Source organism: Marinomonas profundi (assembly GCF_020694005.1).
In the GTDB taxonomy this organism is placed as follows: domain Bacteria; phylum Pseudomonadota; class Gammaproteobacteria; order Pseudomonadales; family Marinomonadaceae; genus Marinomonas; species Marinomonas profundi.
In genome coordinates, this window is sequence record NZ_CP073013.1 from 2,663,679 (window position 1) to 2,684,321 (window position 20,643).

Here is a 20,643-nt window from a genome sequence, read left to right on the forward strand (position 1 = left end):
TCAAATGCCCACTTTGCTTGCCGCGAAGTGGGCACTTCTTATGACTAAAACTCTCTGCGTCCATGCTCACTAACAAATTCTAAAAAGGCTCGATTGGCTTTTGACAGATAACTGTCTTTGCGCCAAGCAATACCAAGGTCTAACCAGATTGCTGGCTCAAAGGGGCGAGTAATGAGTTCATCATCGTCTTCAATCACCATGGCGAGTAGGGTGGAGATGCCAAAGCCTTGCTGTGTAATGGATTTGATCAGGGGGATTAAGTTGGTCTCGAAGCCAATTTTTGGCGTTCTGTGATAGTCTTTGGCGAGCTTGTCGACGATGCGACGATGAAAATAGCCTTCTTTGAACATCACCAATTCTTCATCAAAGAACCGCTCTGGCGAGATGCTTTTTAGTTGACTAAAAGGATGGTCTGTCGCCACGGTCACCAGCATTTCTTCTCGAATCAGCGCTTGTGTTTCTAAGCCGTCGGGAAGGGTTTCAGCGACAATCACACTGAGATCCAATTCGCCATTCTCTAGCATCTTTTGCAATTGCCAAGTCCCGCCTTCGATGACTTTGAGGGTAATGGTGGGGTATTTATGATGAAACGCCATCAGAATCGGCGGAAAATAATAAGAGCCTAACATACTCGGAATGCCCACTCGCACTTCGCCTTGGCTCAAGCCCTTCAGCTCGCTCATTTCCAACAAAGCATCATCAGTTGCCTGAATGATTTTTTCGGCATGAATCAGCAATTTTTTGCCTTCGTCAGTCAGACCCACATTACGGTCAGCTCGATGAATTAAGGTCAAGCCTAAATCCATCTCCAGTTTTTTAATCGCCATACTCACCGCTGGTTGGGCAACGCTAAGTTGTTGCGCAGCTTTGGTAAAACTCTCGGTTTTTGCAATGGCAATAAAATAACGCAAGGGTTTGATGTCCATCAATAAGCCTTATGGATTGGATAAGATGGATATATTTTATTGATTATTTTGCTGGGCGTATAGTGTCGGCTTAGTGTGTTGTTTTATTCATGTAAGTATTGGTGTCAGATGAAAATAAAGCTTAATTTTCCGCTACCTTGGCTTGTTAAACGCCGACCTAAGCCTTGGAGTTACTAGCATACTCAATGGCCAGAAGTATAAGGATCTTTAATGTGAAATCGCCAACCTGCCGCTGGTAAACCTGTAGCGAACTAGACAAACTGATTTTAAGCTCCGAAACATCTTTTTCACTCATACCACCAGGAATCGGCGCGTCAATACTTTGCGCCACTACTTCTTTAGACTCCTTGATGAGGGGCATTATAGCTGAGACTGTCTGCGTTACTGTTTCTTCTGAAAATCCTCGATCAATAAGGGATTCACGAAGCGCTTTCTCGATTTCAAGGTTATTTCGTATATCCCGACTCGGGAACTCCACAATTTTGCTCATATCGATACCGTTTAACGCCTGTAGCTGCGGCAAATTGCGAGCGCAGCGAGTAATTTGTCCGACAGACTACACTTGTTACGAGTCATTTGGCTCACCAGGCAGTGGATTTCGAGACCGTAGCCCCCAAATAGGTTTTCCGTCTTCAGATGCTCTTGCGCCAATCTTCAACAAAAGACGTTTCGTGGTTTCCTCATCAGCTCCGATTACGTGCTGAAGACGATCAAGCGAGCGCCATTTATGCTTGGGATGATTCAGCATTTCCGTGAGCATTTCTATCTGCGGGCTCTCTTGCCGATCAACTTCCTTTTTGCGCAGATATTCCGCGACGATTTGAACCGATATCGTAGCAACGGAACCAATTACAGCACCGCCCAACCCGATCAACGCTATGAGTATCTTCTCAGTCATGACTATGGCCCGTAACATTTTAATAGTGCGCATGCGCATCTACACTGTTTTTAATTTCCATATAAATCCCTATAAAAAACTGATTTTATGGCACTTTTTAATTTTTCCCACAGGCTGGTTAACTGGAAAAACGAGCATGCATGTTATTTCATTTATCCACAGCACGTTATTTCGGCTCTGTAAATTCTTATCCATTGATACTAAAAGACTTTCTAACTTGCTGCCAGTACAAATGCGCTAAATCATGACTGTTTTTTAGACAAACCGTGCCAATAATGAGCGACCACAAAAATAAACGGCATACTTGTACCGTTTTTTATCAATTATCCACAAGGGGCGTGATGGGTTCTGTGGGAATACAAAGTGAATTCCGCGTCGGGCTGAAGCCGCGACCTACAGGTGAAGGCTGCATTATTTCAATAGTGGATAGTGCCGAAGAAGAGATTAACCCTATCCTCGGTCTTCCCTTGAGACAAAAAGGGAAGGGGCTTGGTGATTAGTCAACATTACCTTGTGCGCTTGAAATCAGCCCGATGCGTTTTTTTCACAAAATGACTCCAGTTTTTTAATCGCCATACTCACCGCTGGTTGGGCAACGCCAAGTGGTTGCGCGGCTTTGGTAAAACTCTCGGTTTTTGCAGTGGCAATGAAATAACGCAGCGGTTCGATGTATATCAATAATTTTTATGGATTTGATAAGGTAGATATATTTTATTGATAAAACGTCAAGGCGTATAGTGTCGCCATACTGTGTTTTGTATTTGAGTCTTATCTGGGTCTTATTGGGAAGTGATTCCCGCGGAGTGTTGTTGTGATTGGAGTGTTGTTGTGATTGAAGTGGGCAGTTCTGTATTTTGGCGGGGCACGGTGGCGCTTATTATTGGCTCTTTTATGATTTTTGCCAATGTCTATGTGACGCAACCCTTGTTGCCGATGATCGCCAACGAGTTTTCCATTAGTCCGTTGCAAGCCAGCGCTAGTTTTACCATTACCACGCTGACACTGGGGATTTCTTTGCTCTTCTATGGCCCGATTTCAGATGCCTTGGGCCGCAAAGGCATTATGGTGATGACCATGGTCGGTATCACTGTCACCACTTTTTGTTTGTCCTTGGTGCAAAGCTACGAATCGTTATTGGCATTGCGGGCTTTACAAGGTTTCTTTTTGGCTGGGTTGCCGGCGATTGCGGTGGCGTATTTGGGTGATGAATACACGCCAGAAGCCTTGCTGGTCGCGGTTGGTTTGTATATTAGCGGTAACACACTAGGCGGCATTGGCGGTCGTTTGATTGGCGGCTTTGTTGGTGAATGGTTAGGGCGTTCGGCGACCTTTGGTGTGATGAGCGCGATTAGCCTGATTTGTTTATTGGCCTTTTTCTTGCTGTTACCAAAATCTCAACATTTTGAACCGAAACCTTTACGTGTTGGCCATATTCTAATGAACATGAAAGGCCATTTGCAGAATCGCCGTTTGCTCACGTGTTATCTGATCGGCGGTTTTAGCTTTTTCATTTTTATTAATCAATACAGCTACGTGACCTTCGTTTTAGAAGCGGCGCCTTATAATCTAACCGCTAAATACGTTGGCTTACTCTTTTTAACCTACTTGTCTGGCACATTGGGTTCCGCTATTTCCGGAAAACTGGCCAAACGCTGGAGCCAGCCCAATATCATGGTATTAGGCACTTGTATCTTTATGTTGGGTTCTTTGGTTACTTTGGGGGATTCTTTACTGGCGATTATCTCGGGCTTATTGATTAACAGCTTTGGTTTCTTTTTATGTCATTCTACGGCCAGCGGGTTTGTCAGCCGTAACGCGAAGCACGCCAAAGCCAGTGCGTCTTCTTTGTATTTGGTGTTTTACTACTTAGGCGCCAGCTTGGGTGGCTTTTATCTTGATCCATTTTGGCAAGCCAATGGCTGGACTGGCGTTATTCTTGGCTCTTGGTTGGTGCTTGGTGCGGTTGTTTTAGCGGGCATGAGCTTGATTCGAGACAGCAAACGTACAAGGCTGTCGGTTCTTGATTAGGCGCGATCATGAGTGGTGTCCTATTCAATCGCGCAACAGTCGCAAGGTGCTCAATCAGGCTTGTTTGGATTGAAGGCAGGGTTCACGCATAGGTTGTGATCAGCACATCGAGCATGGCGGCGGCGGCAATCGAAAGGTTGGATCTGGGCTGACAGATCACGCCAACGCGGCGACGAATTTCGGGTTCTATCACTGGGCGGCAGATGGCGCCTTGTTCCAGGGCTTGTTGGCGACACAGGGCAGGTACGACGGCGACGCCCATGCCTTCGCTGACCATACGTCCTACGGTTGCCAGTTGGTGAGCATCAAAGGCGACGTTGAGTTCGATGCCCGCGTTGCTCAATGTACTTTCTATCATGGTGCGCACGCTGGAAGGGCGCTGTAAGGTAATGAAGTCGTATTCCAAAAGAGCATGCCAAGCAATGGTGTCTTGTGTTTCCAGTGGGTGATTTTTTGGCAAGATGGCGATGAACCTGTCTTCATAGAGTGGGTAGAAAGACAAATCCACAAGGTTGCTCGGCTCGAAGGAAATGCCCAATTCCACTTGGTTGTTGCGCACCATTTCGACCACCATATCGGATAACACATCATCAATAGCGACCTGAATATTTGGGTACGAGGCGTGATAATTACGAATCGCTTTTGGCAATAATGACGCGGCAAAAGACGGCATGGCTGCGATGGTGATTTTACCAAGCTGCAGCGCGAAACGTTGCTTCATCTCGTCTTCGGCGTTTTCCCACTGGGCGAGTAATCGTCTGGCGATGGACACCAAGGCTTCACCTTCTGGAGTGAGCGCAATATGACGTGTGGTGCGCGTAAACAGTTTCCCACCTAAATTATCTTCTAGGCTTTTAATCGACAGGCTCAGCGCGGGCTGTGACAAATGCAGCTGTGTGGCCGCGCTGGCAAAGCTCATGGATTGGGCGACAGCTAAGAAAGCTCGAACTTGTTTGACATTCATTTAGGCAGGCTTCTTTTGTTATTGTTTTGAAAAACTTATTAATAAATAGAAAAAACAAATTTAATTAATTTATTACCTTAGGTCAAACTGGTTGTTATTGACAGGTAATCTAAAAATAACAAATTAGGAGAATAAAATGGCCGGTTTTGACAAAGTCGTTGCTTCTTTTGAAGAAGCCATGATCGGGCTAGAAGATGATATGACGGTGCTGGCAGGTGGTTTTGGTCTGTGCGGTATCCCAGAGAATCTGATTGCTGAAATCAAACGCAAAGGCACAAAAGGGTTAACCGTTGTGTCGAATAATTGCGGAGTGGATGGGTTTGGTTTGGGCATTTTGCTGGAAGATAAGCAAGTCCGCAAAATGGTGTCGTCTTATGTGGGTGAAAATGCCTTGTTCGAAAAGCAATTATTGAACGGCGAGCTGGAAGTCGAACTAACACCACAAGGCACATTGGCGGAAAAAATGCGCGCTGGTGGCGCTGGAATTCCTGCTTTTTATACGGCTACTGGCGTCGGTACACCGGTTGCGGAAGGCAAAGAAACCAAAGTATTTAATGGCCGTGAATACCTGTTGGAAGAAGCCATTGTTGGGGACTTTGCCATTGTGAAGGGCTGGAAAGCCGACCGTTACGGTAATGTCATTTATCGCCATACCGCGCAAAACTTCAATCCCTTAGCCGCAACCGCTGGCAAAATCACCGTTGTAGAAGTGGAAGAAATCGTCGACATAGGTGAGTTAGATCCTGCTCATATCCATACGCCGGGTATTTATGTGGATCGAGTCGTGCTGGGTACGTTTGAAAAACGCATCGAAAAAAGAACCGTTAAAGCCGCCGAATAAGACAACAGAACAAAGCAATATAATAAGACAACAGAATAAAAAAAGAGGTTTCTTATGTCACTGACAAGAGAGCAAATGGCGCAACGTGTTGCCCAAGAATTACAAGATGGTTTTTACGTTAACCTTGGTATTGGTATTCCTACCTTAGTCGCCAATTACGTGCCAAAAAATATGGATGTCATGCTGCAATCTGAAAACGGTTTGCTTGGCATGGGCGAGTTCCCCACCGAAGACACCATTGATGCTGATATGATCAACGCCGGTAAACAAACCGTGACCACGGTGAAAGGCGCGTCGATATTTTCCTCTGCGGAATCTTTTGCCATGATACGTGGCGGCCATGTCGATCTAACGGTGTTGGGCGCCTTCGAAGTGGATGTGAACGGTAATATCGCGTCGTGGATGATTCCTAACAAGTTGATCAAAGGCATGGGCGGCGCGATGGATTTGGTGGCTGGCGCTGAAAACATTATTGTCACCATGACCCATGCGTCTAAAGATGGCGAATCCAAACTGTTGTCGAATTGCTCTTTGCCATTGACGGGCAAAGGTTGTATTAAAAAAGTCCTGACCGATTTGGCTTGGCTAGAAATCGAAGAGGGCGCTTTCGTGTTGAAAGAAAGAGCGCCGGGTGTGTCAGTGGAAGAGATTATCGAAAAAACCCAAGGCAAACTTATCGTACCGGACCATGTGCCAGAAATGGTATTTGCCTAATAACAATTAAAGGAGTTTTTTATGAAAGCCGTCATCGTTGCTGCTGCAAGAACCCCCATTGGTGCTTTTAATGGCGCTTTATCTTCGTTGAGTGCGGTGCAATTAGGCACGCAACTCTTGTCTGGCATGTTAGCCAAACAGCCTATGTTAAAAGATCAGATTGACGAAGTGATTTTAGGCCAAGTGCTGGCGGCGGGCTGTGGTCAAAATCCGGCTCGCCAAACGGCGATTCATGCCGGATTAGCAAAACAGGTTTCTGCCATGACGATTAACAAGGTCTGTGGTTCGGGTTTGAAAGCCGTGCAACTGGCCGCGCAAGCGGTATTGAACGGCGATGCCAAAATGGTGGTTGCCGGTGGACAAGAAAGCATGAGCCAAGCGGCGCATGTGTTACCCAATAGCCGCTCTGGTAAGAAAATGGGCAACTGGGCGCTATTAGATTCCATGGTGACAGACGGTTTATGGGATGCCTTTAACGATTATCACATGGGTCAAACCGCGGAAAACATTGCTTCGCGTTGGGATATCAGCCGTGCAGAGCAAGACGTCTTTGCCGCCAACTCGCAACAAAAAGCCGCACAAGCCCAAGCCGCAGGGCGTTTTGTTGAAGAGATTTTGCCTATTTCCATTCCTCAGCGCAAAGGCGAGCCGGTGATGGTCGACGCCGATGAGCAAATTCGTCCTGATACCACCGCTGAATCCCTTGGCAAACTGCGTCCTGCGTTTGCTAAAGAGGGCACGGTTACTGCTGGCAATGCGTCTACCTTGAACGATGGCGCGGCCATGGTGATTGTCACTTCGGATGTGGAAGCCAAGCGTTTGGGCTTGCCCATTCTTGCGGTGATTGAAGCGTCGAGCAGTATGGGCGTTGATCCAGACATCATGGGAACCGGCCCGATTGCCGCGACGCAAAAAGCATTAGCAAAAGCCAATTGGCAGGTAGCGGACTTGGACTTAATTGAAGCCAACGAAGCCTTTGCCGTGCAAGCCCTTTGTGTCAATAAAGAGCTTGGCTTGGATCCTAACAAGGTAAATGTCAACGGCGGTGCCGTGGCGCTGGGTCATCCTATCGGTGCGTCTGGTTGTCGAATTTTAGTAACGTTACTTCACGAAATGCAGCGTCAAAAACTTAACAAAGGACTGGCAACCTTATGTATTGGCGGCGGCATGGGCGTGGCTATGCTGGTGTCTCGTTAGCTCGAATGACTTGAACTATCCAATAAAAAAATATAATAAATAGGAAATACTGATGAATACTCTCGAACAAAAACAAACCGGTTTACAAAAAGTCAGTCAATTTTTTGTGGCGCTGTTACAGCGCTACCTGCCTGATCCTTTCATCTTCGCGATTGGATTAACCTTTGTGGTTTTCCTTTTTGTCATGCCAAGTACTGGGCAGGGGCCGATGCAAGTGGTGAACGCATGGGCCGGTGGCTTTTGGAATTTGCTTAGCTTCTCCATGCAAATGGCGATGGTGGTGGTAACGGGCCATGCGATGGCGAGTGCGCCAGCGTTTAAGCGTAAATTGGCGATGCTGGCCGGTGCGGCGAAAACACCGGGCCAAGCGATTATCCTAGTGACCGCTATCAGCGCGATGGCGTGCTGGGTGAACTGGGGATTCGGTTTGGTGGTGGGCGCGATTTTTGCCAAAGAAATCGCCGCTCGTGTTAAAGGGGTGGATTACCGCTTGTTGATCGCCTCAGCATACAGTGGCTTTTTGTTCTGGCACGGTGGTTTGTCGGGCTCTATTCCCTTGTCTATTGCGGGTGGTGCGAATATAGAAAAGGTAACAAATGGCGCGGTGACTGCTGCGATTCCAACCTCTGAAACGATCTTTTCTACAATGAACTTAACCATCTTGGCGGTGATGTTTGTCACTATTCCGTTGTTGAATCGTTTGATGCACCCTGCACCACAAGACACCATCACGATTGATGCGGAACTACTCAAAGAGCCAGAGGTTGTTGCTATTGAAAAAGCGGACATGACGCCAGCGGAACGTTTAGAGAATAGTCGTGTTTTGTCATTGCTGTTAGGCGTAATGGGCTTTGCGTATATTATTTATTATTTCATCAATAATGGTTTTGCGCTGAACTTGAATCTGGTCAATTTTATCTTTTTGTTTTCCGCTATTTTGTTACATGGCACGCCAAAGAGTTTGTTGATTTCGATTTCCCAAGGGGCGCGTAACTGTTCGGGTATCTTGCTGCAATTCCCATTTTACGCAGGGATTATGGGTATGATGACGGCAACGGGGGATTCTGGCGCGTCACTGGCGGGGTTGATTTCTCAAGCATTTGTGTCCATTTCTAATGAAACGACTTTCCCGCTTTTCACCTTTTTGAGTGCGGGTATTGTTAACTTCTTTGTTCCTTCTGGTGGTGGTCAGTGGGCGGTACAAGCGCCGATCATGATGCCAGCTGGTGCCGCGTTGGGGGTTGACGCTGCGAAAACCGCGATGGCGATTGCTTGGGGCGATGCCTGGACTAACATGATTCAGCCGTTTTGGGCATTGCCAGCGCTTGCGATTGCAGGGCTGGGTGCAAAAGATGTAATGGGTTACTGCCTCATGGCGTTGATCGGTTCTGGTGTGATCATCTCTCTTGGCTTTTTGATTTTCTAACAAGGTTTTAAAGTGTCAAAGGGGCAGACGCTTTTAAGGGTTCTGCCCCTTTTTAATGCCCAAATAATGGCATGAAATAAGCAAGCAATATGCTGATTTTCTTAGAAAATAGCCTTTTATGGTTAAATTGTTATAGATGCTATCGGCACCGTTTTTTTGTATAAATACGCTTTATAATGCAGCGTATTTTTTGCATTGAAACGGATAGGAAATGGTCATTGAGCAAGGTGGTAGCGGAAAAAGCATAAGCCGTAAAAATATCCGTAGTAGAGGCATGGTGTCGCTATTCAGAAAATATTGCATTGGCTTTATTTTGCTGTCTGCGTTACCCGCATATGCAGATATAAATTGGATGTCGGCTACTCTGGATAATGATTTTTTTGTCAATGAAGACAATGGTTATACCAATGGTATTTATATTTCATTTTACGATGTAAATGATAAGCCGCTATCGATTCAAGCGCCTGATATTTGGGTAAAACCGTTAATGTGGAGTATGCCCAACAGCCCCAATGTCGACAGTACTATCAAGCTATACAGTCTTGGTCAAACGTTAGCCACGCCTTATGATATTGGCATGCCAGTCCCGCCAGAAGGGTCTTTCCCTTACTCTGGATTATTGAGCTTTACCAATGCTTATATTTTGGTTACTGCTGATTATGCCGACAGAGTCAGCACCACGCTGGGGGTGGTTGGCCCTCTTGCCATGGGGGAGCAAACGCAAAAAGCAGTGCATAAAGTGATTAGTGCTAAAACCCCAAAAGGCTGGGACACACAATTAGAAAATGAAGTCGTGTTTGAATTGTCTCGTGGTCGAACATGGCGTTCTTGGGTATCTGATACCGGTAAAATGGATTTACTGTCAAGCGTTAACGCCAGCGTTGGCACGCTAAAAAGTGCAGCCAGCACGGGGGCTATGCTGCGCTATGGGCAAAACCTGAAAGACTCTTACGCGACCGCGTTATTAGCCGAATCCAGAACCTCGAATCCTATCGCTGTGAATCAAGGCTGGTTTGTGTACCTTGGCTTGAGTCTAAATTATACTTTTAATCAGATCTTCACCGATGGCAACACCTTCCGTGACAGTCGTTCCATAGACTACGATCATAACAACAATATGTTTTCATCAGGCGTTACTTACTCTTGGGGTGATGCCGCGTTATCTTTTGCGATTAATTCCCCTTTTAGCTTTAGCGGTGATGAACATGACCGAGAAATGGACAAGTACACTCGCTATGGCACCTTCACTTTTGCTTGGCAGCTTTGATCGCTAGCGAGCCTAAAGAAGGCCTTTTGGGTATTGGGGCAATCAGATGAAAGCGGTTAAATAGTGTTTCCACTCCAGTGTTTTGCCGTAATAGTGACCGTGAGAGAGGTGCTGTAGCTTGCCGTCTTTCTCAACCACTAGGGTTGGGTAACCCCTGACTTGCATTTTTTCCATTAATTGGTGGCTTTGTTGTACTTGCTTTAGCATGTTAGGTTCTGAATTGGCCATTTTTTCATTCCAAATCGTTTCATCCAATCCCATCGAAACCGCTAGCTTGGCCAACACATCCAGCTTTTCCAAATGTTCACCTTGTTGATAATGGGCGATTTGAATAGCCGCTAGCATTTTGTGGGCTTCGATGCCCATTTCTTGGCCGACAAAGATGGCGCGTGTTGTCGCGTAAGAATCAACAACAAACTCATCAGCCGCCATCACTCTTGCCTTATAAGACTCACCAAACAGCACGTTTGTCATGGCGGCAATTTTCTTGTCTGCTTGCAAAATATGCTGTCTAAAAGAGGTATCAATGGCACGCTTCGGAATCATCCCACCAGGGTGATAGATAAGCTCGAACTCAGGTGTATTTGCTAACACCTCAATCAAAGGGGAGGCACCGTAGCACCAGCCACACATAGGGTCGAAGAAGTAATGGATCTTGGTCATGGGCGGTTACCTTATCTTAAAAGCGTGTTTAAAAGAGTTTCCTTAATGTTACTAAGCATAAAGAATTGTCTTGCTCTGAAAAATACATGAAAATGAACATGATTGTTTCTTATATCGTTCAAATGGAAGGGTGGAAAATGGACAGAGTGACCGCCGCTAAGGTCTTTATTGATGTTGCCCAATCGCGGAGCTTTTCTCGCACAGCAGATCGTTTGAATATGTCGCGCCCTATGGTGACGCGTTATATAGAAGCCATGGAAGATTGGTTGAAAATCCGTTTGTTGCATCGCACAACCCGAAAAATCTCCCTCACCAGTGCTGGCGAAGCCTGCTTAAAAGACGTGGAACAGTGGTTGGAGCAAGCGGATAAAATCACCGCCTTGGTCAACACCAGCGAAGCGCTATCGGGCGTGGTGCGAATCACCTCCAGCATGTCGTTTGGTTTCTCCCAACTGATGCCTGCCATTCAAGACTTTATGGAGAAACACCCCAAAGTCCATATTGATATTGATCTAGAAGACAGCACGGCAGATTTAACGGAAAAAAGTATCGACCTTGCCATACGCCTCGCCTCGAACCCAGATCCGTCGTTAATCGGTAAACCCATTGCCGTGTGTGAATCCGTGTTGGTGGCGTCTCCGGCGTATCTTGAAAAAGTACAACAAACGATAGGCGACATTACCCATCCGCAAGACTTAATACACCACGATTGCTTAGGTTACAAAAACTTAGCACGCCACATCTGGCACCTATCTCAGAACGAGCAATTTGAATCGGTTTCTTTGGATTGTCGTTTAAGCATCAACGAAGCCACGGCACTGTTACACGCCACACTAAATGGCATGGGCGTTTGTCTACAGCCGACTTATTTAGCCAACCGCTACATTCAAAACGGCAGCTTGCAACATCTTTTGCCCGACTGGAAACCCAAAGACCTGATTATCTACGCGCTGTATTCGTCTCGAAAACATTTATCGCCCAATGTACGCGCCTTGATCGACCATTTAGAAAGCTACTTTGCCGAGCACCCTTGGTGAGAATGTTTGATTGGACATAAGGTTTTAATTCAATCTATTTCCTAAACCACTCCGCTAATGCTTGCCATTGTTGTTCTGACTGAGCGGCGAGCATTTCGCCGTCTAGCATGGTTGGGCGGTACTCTTGGCCGTCGAGTGTTCGGCAGACGCCGCCCGCTTCGGTGTGAATCAGTACGCCGGCAGCGTGATCCCAAGGCAGCATTTTATAGGTCAGGCTGAAGTGAAAGTGACCTTGGGCGATTTGTCGATACGCTGGGCAAGAGGGTAGGTTGTTGATGCGTACAAAGCGTGCGGCTTTTTGTGCGAAGTCGTGTTTTTTCTGACCTTTATAGGCGTTGACCGACATGATGCCGGTGAGTTTATCTAGGTCTGGTTCGGCTTTTATGTGTAAAGGCAAGGGCGCTTGTGCTGGTTGAGTTTTGCCTTTTTCACTCATGGCGGTACGCTGAAAAAACGCGCCTTCGCCTAGATTGGCGTAAATCCAGTCGTCGTTTACGGGGTCATACAATAAGCCAAAGCGCGTTACGCCTTTTACCACTACGGCGAGTATGATGCCGAAATCTGATAAGCCATGGGCGTAGTTCCAAGTACCATCGATTGGGTCGATAATCACGCAGGTGTCGGCGGTGGTAATTTTGTCTGTGGTCGATGGGTCTTCGGCGACGGCTTCTTCACCAACGATTTCCCAATCCGCAAAGGCGTGCTGAATTTCATTTGTTATAAAGGCTTCACTGGCTTTGTCGGCAATGGTGACAAGGTCGGTTAGGCTGCTTTTGGTTTCCACATCGGCGGCGCTTAACTGACGAAAGTTTGGCATGACGATCTCTTGTCCGGCTCGACGGACGATGCTGATCAGTCTTGCTTGCGTCGCTTTATCGAGGTTCATGCATTGCTCCTATTCTTTATGTTAAAGATGGGATAATTATACGCGATGCACATGAGGGTTTGTTAATAAATCCATTCTCTGGGAAGGCTACGCCAATTGCCTTGTGCCGCTGCTGTCACTTTGGTGGTGCAGTAAGTTGTCGACGGTGGTTTGGGCAATGTGGTTCAGTGCTTCTATGGTGAAGTAGCCTTGGTGACCGGTGACGACGACGTTAGGGAAGGTGAGCATGAGCTGAAAAACGCTGTCTTGAATGATGTGAGACGACATGTCTTCAAAGAAGATTTTGTTTTCTTGTTCGTAGACATCTAAGCCTAAATAGCCAATTTTTCCGCTGTACAGCGCGTCGATGGCTTCTTGTGCATGAACCAATGCACCACGACTGGTGTTGATGATCATTACGCCGTCTTTCATTTTTGCTAGGCTGTTTTTGCTGATGAGGTGATGAGTCGATGTGTTCAATGGGCAATGTAGGCTAATGATGTCGCTTTGTTGGTAGAGTTCATCAAGAGGGATGTATTGGCAGCCTTGGTCAATAAGCTCTTGTGATGGGGATAAGTCATAGCACAATACTTCGCAGCCGAAGCCTTTCATGATGCGGCAAAATGCGGTGCCAATGCGACCCGTGCCAATGCAGCCAACGGTTTTGCCCGCTAAGTTAAATCCCATTAGCCCTTCTAAGGCAAAGTTGCCTTCTTTGACTCTATGATAGGCGCGGTGTGTTTTGCGATTTAGCGTCATGATAAGCGCAACGGCGTGTTCGGCAACCGAGGTGGGACTGTAATCGGGCACATGGAAGACTTTAATGCCTTCGGCTTTTGCGGCTTCTAGGTCGACGTTATTAAAGCCTGCGCAACGTAAGGCGATGGTTTTGACGCCTTGTTGTTTTAACAGACGAATGACGTCGGCATTGACATCGTCGTTGACGAAGCACGAAACCGCATCAAAACCTTTTACTAAGCTGATTGTCTCCATGCTTAGGCGACTTTCAAAGTAAGTCATGGACAAGTCAGCATCGTTTGTGGCGCTGGCGAGGGTTCTTTTGTCGTAAGGTTTGCAGGAAAAAACAGCAACTTTCATAAAACGTGATCCTGTCGTTTTGTCAAAAAGGGTCTGTTATTTATAACCTATAAACATTGCTCATGCTTGGGTTGCCGCTACATACCTTGACCTAAAGCAATAGTAAATGCTTTAGCCGTTAACAGTCCGTGTTACTGAGACAAGGTGTCTAGGGTTTTGAGTAACCAATCCAGTTCTTGGTCGCTGTCTAGGCGCGCCGCCATGACTTTTTCGTGTTCCATGACGCGTTCCGTGAGGTTTTGGAAAAAAGTTTTACCCTGTTTGGTCATAAAGAGGGCGTAAGAGCGGCGATCATTAATCGCTGGGCGGCGCTCAAGAATGTCCATCTTTTCAAGCTTATCGACGGCGGCGACCATGGCGGATCTGTCGTTACCAAGGGCTTGGGCGACAGCGGTTTGAGTCAAACCAGGGTTACGTTCAACAATGGCAATAATAGCGAATAGACCAGGACTGATGCCCAAGTCGGAACAGACTTCAGAAAACTTAGTAAAAAAGTTCATTTGAGCACGACGCAGGCGATAACCAACGAGGCTGTTTAAGATGCCAAAGTCTATTGATGGGTCGGTTTTTTTTGTATCGTCAGCCATGTCTGTCTCATTTCTTGTCGAATAATTGAGTATTGTAATATAGAACGCCGCTTTGATGTACCTCAAAACGATTGAATTTAAGATAATTGAATTTAAGATAATTGGACGTTGTATCAATAAAGCGTGAGCATGATGCCCACGCTTTTTGAGTGACTAACCGATCAGGTGAACCAAGCCTAGGGTAATGCCTGGGAAGAGGATCAACAAGGCGACCCTGACAAAGTCAGAGATCAAGAATGGAATCACGCCTTTAAAGCACTCTTTGAGTTTTAAAGAGTCATCAAAGGACTTGATAATAAAGACGTTCATGCCCACCGGAGGCGTGATCAACCCGACTTCCACCACAATAAGCGCGAGTATACCAAACCAAATACCCAAATCGGCTTGCGGTATGCCAAAATCCATCACCATGATGATTGGAAAATAAATCGGAATGGTCAGTAGTATCATCGCCAGACTGTCTAAAAAGCAGCCCATGACTAAATAGGTCAGTAGCATGCAAACCAATATAGTGTAAGGCGATAAGCCAGAATTCTGTATGAGTTCTACGCCCAAGTCCGGTAATCTTGATAAAGCAATAAAGACACTAAAAAGGTCGGCTCCGAGTACGATGAAAAAGATCATCGCCGACGAAACAGCGGTGCGCATCAAGCAGACTAATAAGCCATCCAGACGCATTTTTCCATGGGTAAAGGCCAGCATGGCGGTTAAAATAACCCCAACCGACGCGGCTTCAGTCGGAGTGAAAAACCCCAGATAAATACCGCCCAATACGACTAAGAAAATCCCCGTAATGTGCCAAACGTCTTTAGTGGATTTGATTTTTTGCGCCCAAGTGGTTTTCTCGCCACGAGGCCCAGAATTCGGATAAATACGCACATAAATGGCAATGGCAAGAATATAACCACCCGCCGCTAAAAAGCCCGGTATAAAAGCCGCAATGAACATTTTGGCAATATTTTGCTCGGTGAGTACCGCAAAAATGATCAACACCATAGACGGTGGAATCAAAATCCCCAAGGTGCCGCCAGCGGCCAAGGCGCCCGCTGCTAAGCTGCCCGAATATTTAAGGCGTTTCATTTCGGGGAGTGCGACTTTACCCATGGTCGACGCGGTTGCCAAAGAGGAACCACAAATGGCACCAAATGCCGCGCAACCAGCAATAGCCGCCATGGCGATACCGCCCCGCTGGCGACCAATCCATGTGTTACAGGTGCGGAATAATTCTGCGGTGATGCCTGAACGGGTGGCCAGTTCGCCCATTAATAAAAATAACGGCACAACCGACAAATCGTAGGTGGAGAACTTAGCCACAGGTGCGGTGCCAAGGTATTCCAGCAAAGCCGGAACGCCACCGATAAGAGAATAGCCAACCGCGCCACAAACCAGCATGGTTAACGCAATAGGGATGCGTATGCTCATTAGAACGAGCAGGGCTGCCATCATGAAAAAGGCCAGCTCAATATTACTCATGTTTACCTCCAACGAACACAGTGAACAGATTATAAAGACCACACAGTCCACAAAGTGTCATGGCGACCACGCCCACAATGTAGGTCCACCAAGTCGGTAAGGCGAGCAATATGGATTGCTCCATATACTCTTTGGCTTCGAAGCCGCTTAAGCCCATTCGATAGACAAAGAGAAATGCCACCAAGGTAAAAATGAGATCGCTAAGCGTATCCAATTTATGCAGAGTGCTTGGTTTACAATGTGCGGTGAATAAATCCACAACGACATGGCCTTTTTTGATGTAGCACTCAGGTAAGAAAAGAAAAACCGCCATGGCGAGGCCCATTTCAGTGATTTCGTAATCGCCTTCTATCGACTGCCCAATGGTGGTTCGACCAATAATGCTGGCGACGGTAATCGCCGCCAGCATTAACATGATAAAACCACCGGCTAGCGCAAATAGACTCGACAAACGACCTAAGAAAGATCGTTGTATATCTGTCGTTAATTTGATCATGCTAACTCATCCAACCAGACGGTTTAAAAGTCTTCGTATTTTTTGATCAGTGCTTTGGTTTTATCCAAAAGGCGCTGACCCTCGTAGCCATCGTCCGTCATATCTTCTACCCATTTTTCACTGACAGGCGCCATGGCGTCTTCCCAGCGTTGGTGTTCGTCTCCTTCGATATAATCAAACGTATTGCCATTATCAACGGCATACTTACGTGAACTCACTTCATAGTTATCAAACAGATCGCCGATATGACCGGCGAAAGGAACGCCTGAGTTTTGATCAATGATCTTTTGTAGATCGGCTGGCATATCGTTATAGACTTTTTTATTCATCGAAAACACAAAGGTGTTGGTGTACAAGCCGGTGCCTTTAAATTCGGTATGGTATTTTACTAACTCGTATATTTTCATTGGATAAACGATTTCAAACGGTAATACCGCGACATCAAAGACGCCTTTTGAAATTGCGCTGGCCATATCAGTGACTGGCATGAAAATAGTGTTTGTGCCGATTTCATTAAAGCCTTCAGACATAACTTTATTGGGCGCGCGTACTTTCATACCTTTGATATCTTCGAGTGTTTTGATGGCTTTATCTCTGGAATGAAAAGAGCCAGATGCATGCGTATGCAGTGCAATTACATGCACGTCTTTTAGCTCATCTTGCATTTCTGTTTCGCCGTACTCTTGTAATGCCATACTGGTTGCCTTGGCAGTGCCAGGGATAAAGGGCAGTTCAAACGACGTCATTTTAGGAAAGCGCCCGGGCGTATAACCGGCAATTGTCCACGACAAATCGACGATTCCCTTGCGAACTTGGTCAAAAAGCTGTGGTGGTTTGCCGCCTAGCTGCATGGCGGGATACACATCAATTTTTATGCGGCCATTGGAGTCTGCTTCGACTTTTTCCGCCCAAGGCGTTAGGAACTGAGTGTGGGCCATCGACATGGGGGGAAGCATGTGATGAAGCTTTAGCGTGTATTCAGGGTCTGCCGCGGCGGCGTTGATTGACACAAGAGAGCCTGCCAGTAACGCGATGCTTTTTAGCATGATTTTGTTCATTTTAATCACCTTTGTTTTTGTTGTTATCCGTTGCGTTTTATTATTTTTCAACATGGGCTTACACCAACGTCCATGGTTTTTCCCGATTCCTTCCTGAGAGTGAATCCATTTTTGACACAAATTGTTGTGCTTTTCAACAATTGTGTTTATAGATTTTTTGCTCAAGGTATTCAAAAAAGACAATCTTAGCAAAAACGTTTGTAAAAAAAATAGTTGTGATGTACAACATTAATAGATCCCCAACCCACTAAACAACGATAAAAAATATTTGAGGGTAAAAAATGAGCAAGATTATTTCCCTAGCGCAAGCTGCTAATTTGATCCCTGATGGTGCCAATGTTGCTTGGTCTACCGTGGGCATGTCGTATTTTGCTGAAGCGGTTGCCAAGGCGGTTGAGCAACGTTTTGAAACAACAGGTCATCCACAACAGTTAACGCTTATCCATGATTGTGGTTGTGGGGATGGCAAAGACGCGGGCATGTCACGCATGGCGCATCCAAATTTGGTGAAGCGTTTGATTTCTGGTCACACCGGCCAAGCGCCTAAAATGGCACAGATGATCACCGACAATGCCATTGAGGCCTATCTGCTTCCGCAAGGGGTGTTGACCACCATGTGGCGTCAAATTGCCGGTAATAAACCGGGGGTGATTACCAAAGTCGGTATGGGCACCTATGTTGACCCTTTGATTAGTGGCGGTAAGGTTACTTCCTTGACCACCGAAGAGTTGGTTAAACGCATCACTATTGAAGACGAAGAATGGTTGCTGTACAAAAAATTCCCGCTCGATGTGGTGGTGATTCGTGCGACAACCGCCGATGAAGACGGCAACTTGTCGGTTGAAGAAGAAGCCATGTTGGCGGAAATATTGCCCATGGCGCAAGCCGCAAAAAACAGTGGTGGCATTGTGATTGCGCAAGTGAAATACATTGCCGAGCGCCATTCTATTCACCCTAAAGAAGTCAAAGTCCCCGGTGTGCTGGTGGATTACATCACTGTCGCGCCCGCCGAAGATCACAAACAAACCATTACCACCACCTATAACCCAGGTTTGGCGGGTAATTCTCGTGTGCCATTAAATGCCTTGCCGCCTATGCTGTTCAGTGATCGCAAAGTCATTGCCCGTCGTGCCGCCATGGAGCTGAAAGCCAATGTCATGGTGAACCTAGGGATTGGTATGCCAGACGGTGTCGCGGCGATTGCGGCAGAAGAAAAAGTCTCTCATTTGTTTACCTTAACCACAGAACTTGGCACTTACGGCGGTATTCCCGCGTCTGGCGGTGACTTTGGCGCAGCGTGGAATGCCGATGCGATTATTGAGCACGAAGCGCAGTTCGATTTTTACGATGGCGGCGGTTTGGATATTGCCTTCTTGGGGCTGGCGCAAGCCGACAAAGACGGCAATTTAAACGTCAGTAAATTTGGTCCTAAAGTGGTCGGGCCGGGCGGTTTTATCAATATTTCCCAGAGTGCGAAAAAAGTCGTGTTCTGCGGCACGTTAGTGAATGGCGCTAAGCTGGGCTTCGAAAACGGCAAGATGAAAGTATTAGAAGAAGGCAAGGTGCAGAAGTTTGTCGAAGCGGTTGATCACATTACTTTTAGTGGTGCGGTTGCGCGCGCGAATCATCAGCCTGTGGTGTTTGTCACCGAACGCTGCGTGTTGGAACTGCGTCAAGAAGGTATGGTGCTGACCGAAGTTGCACCGGGATTGGATTTAGAAAAAGACGTGCTAAGTGTGATGGCGTTTCGTCCCATCATAGCCGATGACCTGAAAACCATGCCAGAGGCGATATTCGCTGAACAGTGGGGCGGTTTAGGCGACATCATGGCGGCGGCCAATCCGTTATAAAAACAACAAGAATCAATCAGCGAGAAAATCTTATGTCTATCAAGAATGTCGAAATTCCTTACGGTGCTTACTGGAGTACGCCGTTTACCAAATGGCAAGGTTCATTGCAGCATTTGCATTCGATGAAATTTGCCGCTCATGTGGCAAAAAATGAGCTAGCGAAACGCAATATTGATCCGTTGGTGTTTGACTCTGGTGTGCTGGGGATGACCGTCAATCAGTATCAATCTTTTAACGGTGCGCCGTGGCCCTTGTATGAGATTGGCGCGGTGAATACCGCCGGTCACGCCGTGAATCAAGTGTGTGCCACCAGTGCTCGTGGTTTGTTTGCCGCGGCGTCGGAAATTGTCTGTGGCATGGCAAAGGTATCTTTGTTGATCACCGCCGATCGCTGTTCAAACGGCCCACATATTTACTACCCGAATGCCAAAGGCCCAGCGGGGGCGTCGGAAGACCAAGTGACCTACAACATGATGAACGATTGTGTGGGCGGTCATTCGATGATGCAAACCGGCGAAAATGTCGCCAAGCGTTTTGACATCACGCGCGAAGAATTAGACCGAGTCACTTTCCGTCGTTTTGAGCAGTACCAAGATGCATTGAAAGACGATCAAGCCTTTCAAAAACGATATATGACGCTGCCTTTGTCCGTGCCAAGCGCCAACTTTAAAAAAGAAGAGACGGTGGTGACTGGCGATGAAGGCATTTTTCCAACCACGTTGGAAGGCTTGCAAAAGCTAAAACCGATTCAAGAGGGCGGGGTGATTACGTTTGGCAATCAAACCCATCCTGCTGATGGCAATGCGTCGGCGATTCTTTGTCGCTCAGAAGACGTGGCGTCTTTAACCTCGCGTCCTGAAATCAAGATAGAAGTGTTGGGTTTTGGGCAAGCACGAGACGATTTGGCCTTCATGCCAGCCGCCCCAATCGAAGCGGCAAAACGCGCCCTTGCGGTAGCGGGTATCGATATTAAACAAGTGAAAGCCATCAAAACCCACAACCCCTTTGCTGTCAACGATGTGGCCTTTGCCAAAGCAATGGACATTGATGTGATGACCATGAACAACTACGGCTGCTCGTTAATTTGGGGGCATCCTCAAGGGCCAACGGGCATGCGCGCCATTATCGAGCTGATTGAAGAGCTGACCATTTTGGGTGGCGGTTATGGTTTGTTCACCGGCTGTGCTGCTGGGGACACTGGAATGGCCGTCGTAATAAAAGTATCTGATCGCTAATTATAAGATTAAAGGTAATC

The 20,643-nt window shown here is 46.8% G+C and carries 20 protein-coding genes and 1 pseudogene; 9 read left to right on the plus strand and 12 right to left on the minus strand.

Features of this window, described 5'->3' with window-relative positions; all coding sequences use genetic code 11:
- Positions 1-44: 44 nt before the first annotated feature.
- The 4 genes and pseudogenes from J8N69_RS12445 to J8N69_RS12460 form a co-directional block, all read right to left on the minus strand.
- Positions 45-926: a LysR family transcriptional regulator gene (locus tag J8N69_RS12445; RefSeq protein WP_168825970.1), complete on the minus strand. Its 882-nt coding sequence runs from the start codon at positions 924-926 to the stop codon at positions 45-47.
- Positions 927-1,083: 157 nt separating this feature from the next.
- Complete coding sequence (locus J8N69_RS12450) at positions 1,084-1,416, minus strand: hypothetical protein (protein WP_168825971.1); 333 nt, start codon at positions 1,414-1,416, stop codon at positions 1,084-1,086.
- A gap of 75 nt (positions 1,417-1,491) precedes the next feature.
- Positions 1,492-1,857, minus strand: a complete 366-nt coding sequence (locus tag J8N69_RS12455; RefSeq protein ID WP_227803886.1) for a hypothetical protein — start codon at positions 1,855-1,857, stop codon at positions 1,492-1,494.
- 519 nt (positions 1,858-2,376) lie between these two features.
- A pseudogene (locus J8N69_RS12460) lies at positions 2,377-2,499 on the minus strand (helix-turn-helix domain-containing protein); the annotation flags it as partial.
- Between the two features lie 153 nt (positions 2,500-2,652).
- On the opposite strand from J8N69_RS12460, the gene J8N69_RS12465 reads away from it, so the two are divergent.
- Entirely contained in the window at positions 2,653-3,852 is a 1,200-nt protein-coding gene (locus tag J8N69_RS12465; RefSeq protein ID WP_168825975.1) for an MFS transporter, read from the plus strand.
- 82 nt (positions 3,853-3,934) lie between these two features.
- Here J8N69_RS12465 and J8N69_RS12470 read toward each other — a convergent pair whose 3' ends face one another.
- A complete protein-coding gene (locus J8N69_RS12470) occupies positions 3,935-4,816 on the minus strand; it encodes a LysR family transcriptional regulator (RefSeq protein ID WP_168825977.1) in 882 nt (293 codons plus the stop codon).
- Between the two features lie 136 nt (positions 4,817-4,952).
- On the opposite strand from J8N69_RS12470, the gene J8N69_RS12475 reads away from it, so the two are divergent.
- From J8N69_RS12475 to J8N69_RS12495, 5 genes are all read left to right on the plus strand, one after another.
- Positions 4,953-5,657 (plus strand): CoA transferase subunit A, encoded by a 705-nt coding sequence (locus J8N69_RS12475; protein ID WP_168825979.1) that lies wholly within the window; start codon positions 4,953-4,955, stop codon positions 5,655-5,657.
- A gap of 54 nt (positions 5,658-5,711) precedes the next feature.
- Positions 5,712-6,371 (plus strand): CoA transferase subunit B, encoded by a 660-nt coding sequence (locus J8N69_RS12480; protein WP_168825981.1) that lies wholly within the window; start codon positions 5,712-5,714, stop codon positions 6,369-6,371.
- A 21-nt stretch (positions 6,372-6,392) separates the two neighbouring features.
- Complete coding sequence (locus tag J8N69_RS12485) at positions 6,393-7,568, plus strand: acetyl-CoA C-acetyltransferase (RefSeq protein WP_168825983.1); 1,176 nt, start codon at positions 6,393-6,395, stop codon at positions 7,566-7,568.
- A 52-nt stretch (positions 7,569-7,620) separates the two neighbouring features.
- Positions 7,621-8,994, plus strand: coding sequence for a short-chain fatty acid transporter (locus J8N69_RS12490; RefSeq protein ID WP_168825985.1), 1,374 nt, complete (start codon positions 7,621-7,623; stop codon positions 8,992-8,994).
- Positions 8,995-9,205: 211 nt separating this feature from the next.
- Positions 9,206-10,261 (plus strand): lipid A deacylase LpxR family protein, encoded by a 1,056-nt coding sequence (locus tag J8N69_RS12495; protein WP_168825987.1) that lies wholly within the window; start codon positions 9,206-9,208, stop codon positions 10,259-10,261.
- 42 nt (positions 10,262-10,303) lie between these two features.
- Here J8N69_RS12495 and J8N69_RS12500 read toward each other — a convergent pair whose 3' ends face one another.
- Positions 10,304-10,924, minus strand: coding sequence for a DsbA family protein (locus tag J8N69_RS12500; protein WP_168825989.1), 621 nt, complete (start codon positions 10,922-10,924; stop codon positions 10,304-10,306).
- A gap of 98 nt (positions 10,925-11,022) precedes the next feature.
- On the opposite strand from J8N69_RS12500, the gene J8N69_RS12505 reads away from it, so the two are divergent.
- Positions 11,023-11,961 carry a LysR family transcriptional regulator gene (locus J8N69_RS12505; protein ID WP_227803887.1) on the plus strand — a complete coding sequence of 313 codons (939 nt, stop codon included), beginning with the start codon at positions 11,023-11,025 and terminating at the stop codon, positions 11,959-11,961.
- A gap of 34 nt (positions 11,962-11,995) precedes the next feature.
- Here J8N69_RS12505 and J8N69_RS12510 read toward each other — a convergent pair whose 3' ends face one another.
- The 6 genes from J8N69_RS12510 to J8N69_RS12535 all read right to left on the minus strand — a co-directional run bounded on the left by J8N69_RS12510 (position 11,996) and on the right by J8N69_RS12535 (position 17,538).
- A complete protein-coding gene (locus J8N69_RS12510; RefSeq protein WP_168825991.1) occupies positions 11,996-12,847 on the minus strand; it encodes an inositol monophosphatase family protein in 852 nt (283 codons plus the stop codon).
- Between the two features lie 87 nt (positions 12,848-12,934).
- A complete protein-coding gene (locus tag J8N69_RS12515; protein WP_168825994.1) occupies positions 12,935-13,924 on the minus strand; it encodes a 2-hydroxyacid dehydrogenase in 990 nt (329 codons plus the stop codon).
- Positions 13,925-14,055: 131 nt separating this feature from the next.
- The gene (locus J8N69_RS12520) at positions 14,056-14,511 is read right to left on the minus strand and encodes a MarR family winged helix-turn-helix transcriptional regulator (RefSeq protein WP_168825996.1); all 456 of its coding nucleotides are present in this window, start codon (positions 14,509-14,511) and stop codon (positions 14,056-14,058) included.
- Between the two features lie 153 nt (positions 14,512-14,664).
- On the minus strand, positions 14,665-15,984 hold the full coding sequence (locus tag J8N69_RS12525; protein ID WP_168826006.1) for a TRAP transporter large permease: 1,320 nt from the start codon (positions 15,982-15,984) through the stop codon (positions 14,665-14,667).
- Positions 15,977-16,480, minus strand: coding sequence for a TRAP transporter small permease (locus J8N69_RS12530; protein ID WP_168826008.1), 504 nt, complete (start codon positions 16,478-16,480; stop codon positions 15,977-15,979). The genes J8N69_RS12525 and J8N69_RS12530 overlap by 8 nt, the downstream gene beginning before the upstream one ends.
- Before the next feature lie 23 nt (positions 16,481-16,503).
- The gene (locus J8N69_RS12535; protein WP_168826010.1) at positions 16,504-17,538 is read right to left on the minus strand and encodes a TRAP transporter substrate-binding protein; all 1,035 of its coding nucleotides are present in this window, start codon (positions 17,536-17,538) and stop codon (positions 16,504-16,506) included.
- Positions 17,539-17,819: 281 nt separating this feature from the next.
- On the opposite strand from J8N69_RS12535, the gene J8N69_RS12540 reads away from it, so the two are divergent.
- Both J8N69_RS12540 and J8N69_RS12545 read left to right on the plus strand, forming a co-directional pair.
- Positions 17,820-19,388, plus strand: coding sequence for an acyl CoA:acetate/3-ketoacid CoA transferase (locus J8N69_RS12540; protein WP_168826012.1), 1,569 nt, complete (start codon positions 17,820-17,822; stop codon positions 19,386-19,388).
- Positions 19,389-19,420: 32 nt separating this feature from the next.
- Positions 19,421-20,623: a thiolase family protein gene (locus J8N69_RS12545; protein ID WP_168826014.1), complete on the plus strand. Its 1,203-nt coding sequence runs from the start codon at positions 19,421-19,423 to the stop codon at positions 20,621-20,623.
- The last annotated feature ends 20 nt before the right edge of the window (positions 20,624-20,643 follow it).

Excerpts from the sequence above, each read along its gene's own strand:
- J8N69_RS12470 (WP_168825977.1), bottom strand. The coding sequence starts at position 4,816 with ATGAATGTCAAACAAGTTCGAGCTTTCTTAGCTGTCGCCCAATCCATG.
- J8N69_RS12530 (WP_168826008.1), bottom strand. The coding sequence starts at position 16,480 with ATGATCAAATTAACGACAGATATACAACGATCTTTCTTAGGTCGTTTG.
- J8N69_RS12480 (WP_168825981.1), top strand. The coding sequence starts at position 5,712 with ATGTCACTGACAAGAGAGCAAATGGCGCAACGTGTTGCCCAAGAATTA.
- J8N69_RS12485 (WP_168825983.1), top strand. The coding sequence starts at position 6,393 with ATGAAAGCCGTCATCGTTGCTGCTGCAAGAACCCCCATTGGTGCTTTT.
- J8N69_RS12515 (WP_168825994.1), bottom strand. The coding sequence starts at position 13,924 with ATGAAAGTTGCTGTTTTTTCCTGCAAACCTTACGACAAAAGAACCCTC.
- J8N69_RS12500 (WP_168825989.1), bottom strand. The coding sequence starts at position 10,924 with ATGACCAAGATCCATTACTTCTTCGACCCTATGTGTGGCTGGTGCTAC.
- J8N69_RS12520 (WP_168825996.1), bottom strand. The coding sequence starts at position 14,511 with ATGGCTGACGATACAAAAAAAACCGACCCATCAATAGACTTTGGCATC.
- J8N69_RS12505 (WP_227803887.1), top strand. The coding sequence starts at position 11,023 with ATGATTGTTTCTTATATCGTTCAAATGGAAGGGTGGAAAATGGACAGA.
- J8N69_RS12545 (WP_168826014.1), top strand. The coding sequence starts at position 19,421 with ATGTCTATCAAGAATGTCGAAATTCCTTACGGTGCTTACTGGAGTACG.
- J8N69_RS12495 (WP_168825987.1), top strand. The coding sequence starts at position 9,206 with ATGGTCATTGAGCAAGGTGGTAGCGGAAAAAGCATAAGCCGTAAAAAT.
- J8N69_RS12535 (WP_168826010.1), bottom strand. The coding sequence starts at position 17,538 with ATGAACAAAATCATGCTAAAAAGCATCGCGTTACTGGCAGGCTCTCTT.
- J8N69_RS12455 (WP_227803886.1), bottom strand. The coding sequence starts at position 1,857 with ATGCGCACTATTAAAATGTTACGGGCCATAGTCATGACTGAGAAGATA.
- J8N69_RS12540 (WP_168826012.1), top strand. The coding sequence starts at position 17,820 with ATGAGCAAGATTATTTCCCTAGCGCAAGCTGCTAATTTGATCCCTGAT.
- J8N69_RS12525 (WP_168826006.1), bottom strand. The coding sequence starts at position 15,984 with ATGAGTAATATTGAGCTGGCCTTTTTCATGATGGCAGCCCTGCTCGTT.
- J8N69_RS12510 (WP_168825991.1), bottom strand. The coding sequence starts at position 12,847 with ATGAACCTCGATAAAGCGACGCAAGCAAGACTGATCAGCATCGTCCGT.
- J8N69_RS12445 (WP_168825970.1), bottom strand. The coding sequence starts at position 926 with ATGGACATCAAACCCTTGCGTTATTTTATTGCCATTGCAAAAACCGAG.
- J8N69_RS12475 (WP_168825979.1), top strand. The coding sequence starts at position 4,953 with ATGGCCGGTTTTGACAAAGTCGTTGCTTCTTTTGAAGAAGCCATGATC.
- J8N69_RS12450 (WP_168825971.1), bottom strand. The coding sequence starts at position 1,416 with ATGAGCAAAATTGTGGAGTTCCCGAGTCGGGATATACGAAATAACCTT.
- J8N69_RS12490 (WP_168825985.1), top strand. The coding sequence starts at position 7,621 with ATGAATACTCTCGAACAAAAACAAACCGGTTTACAAAAAGTCAGTCAA.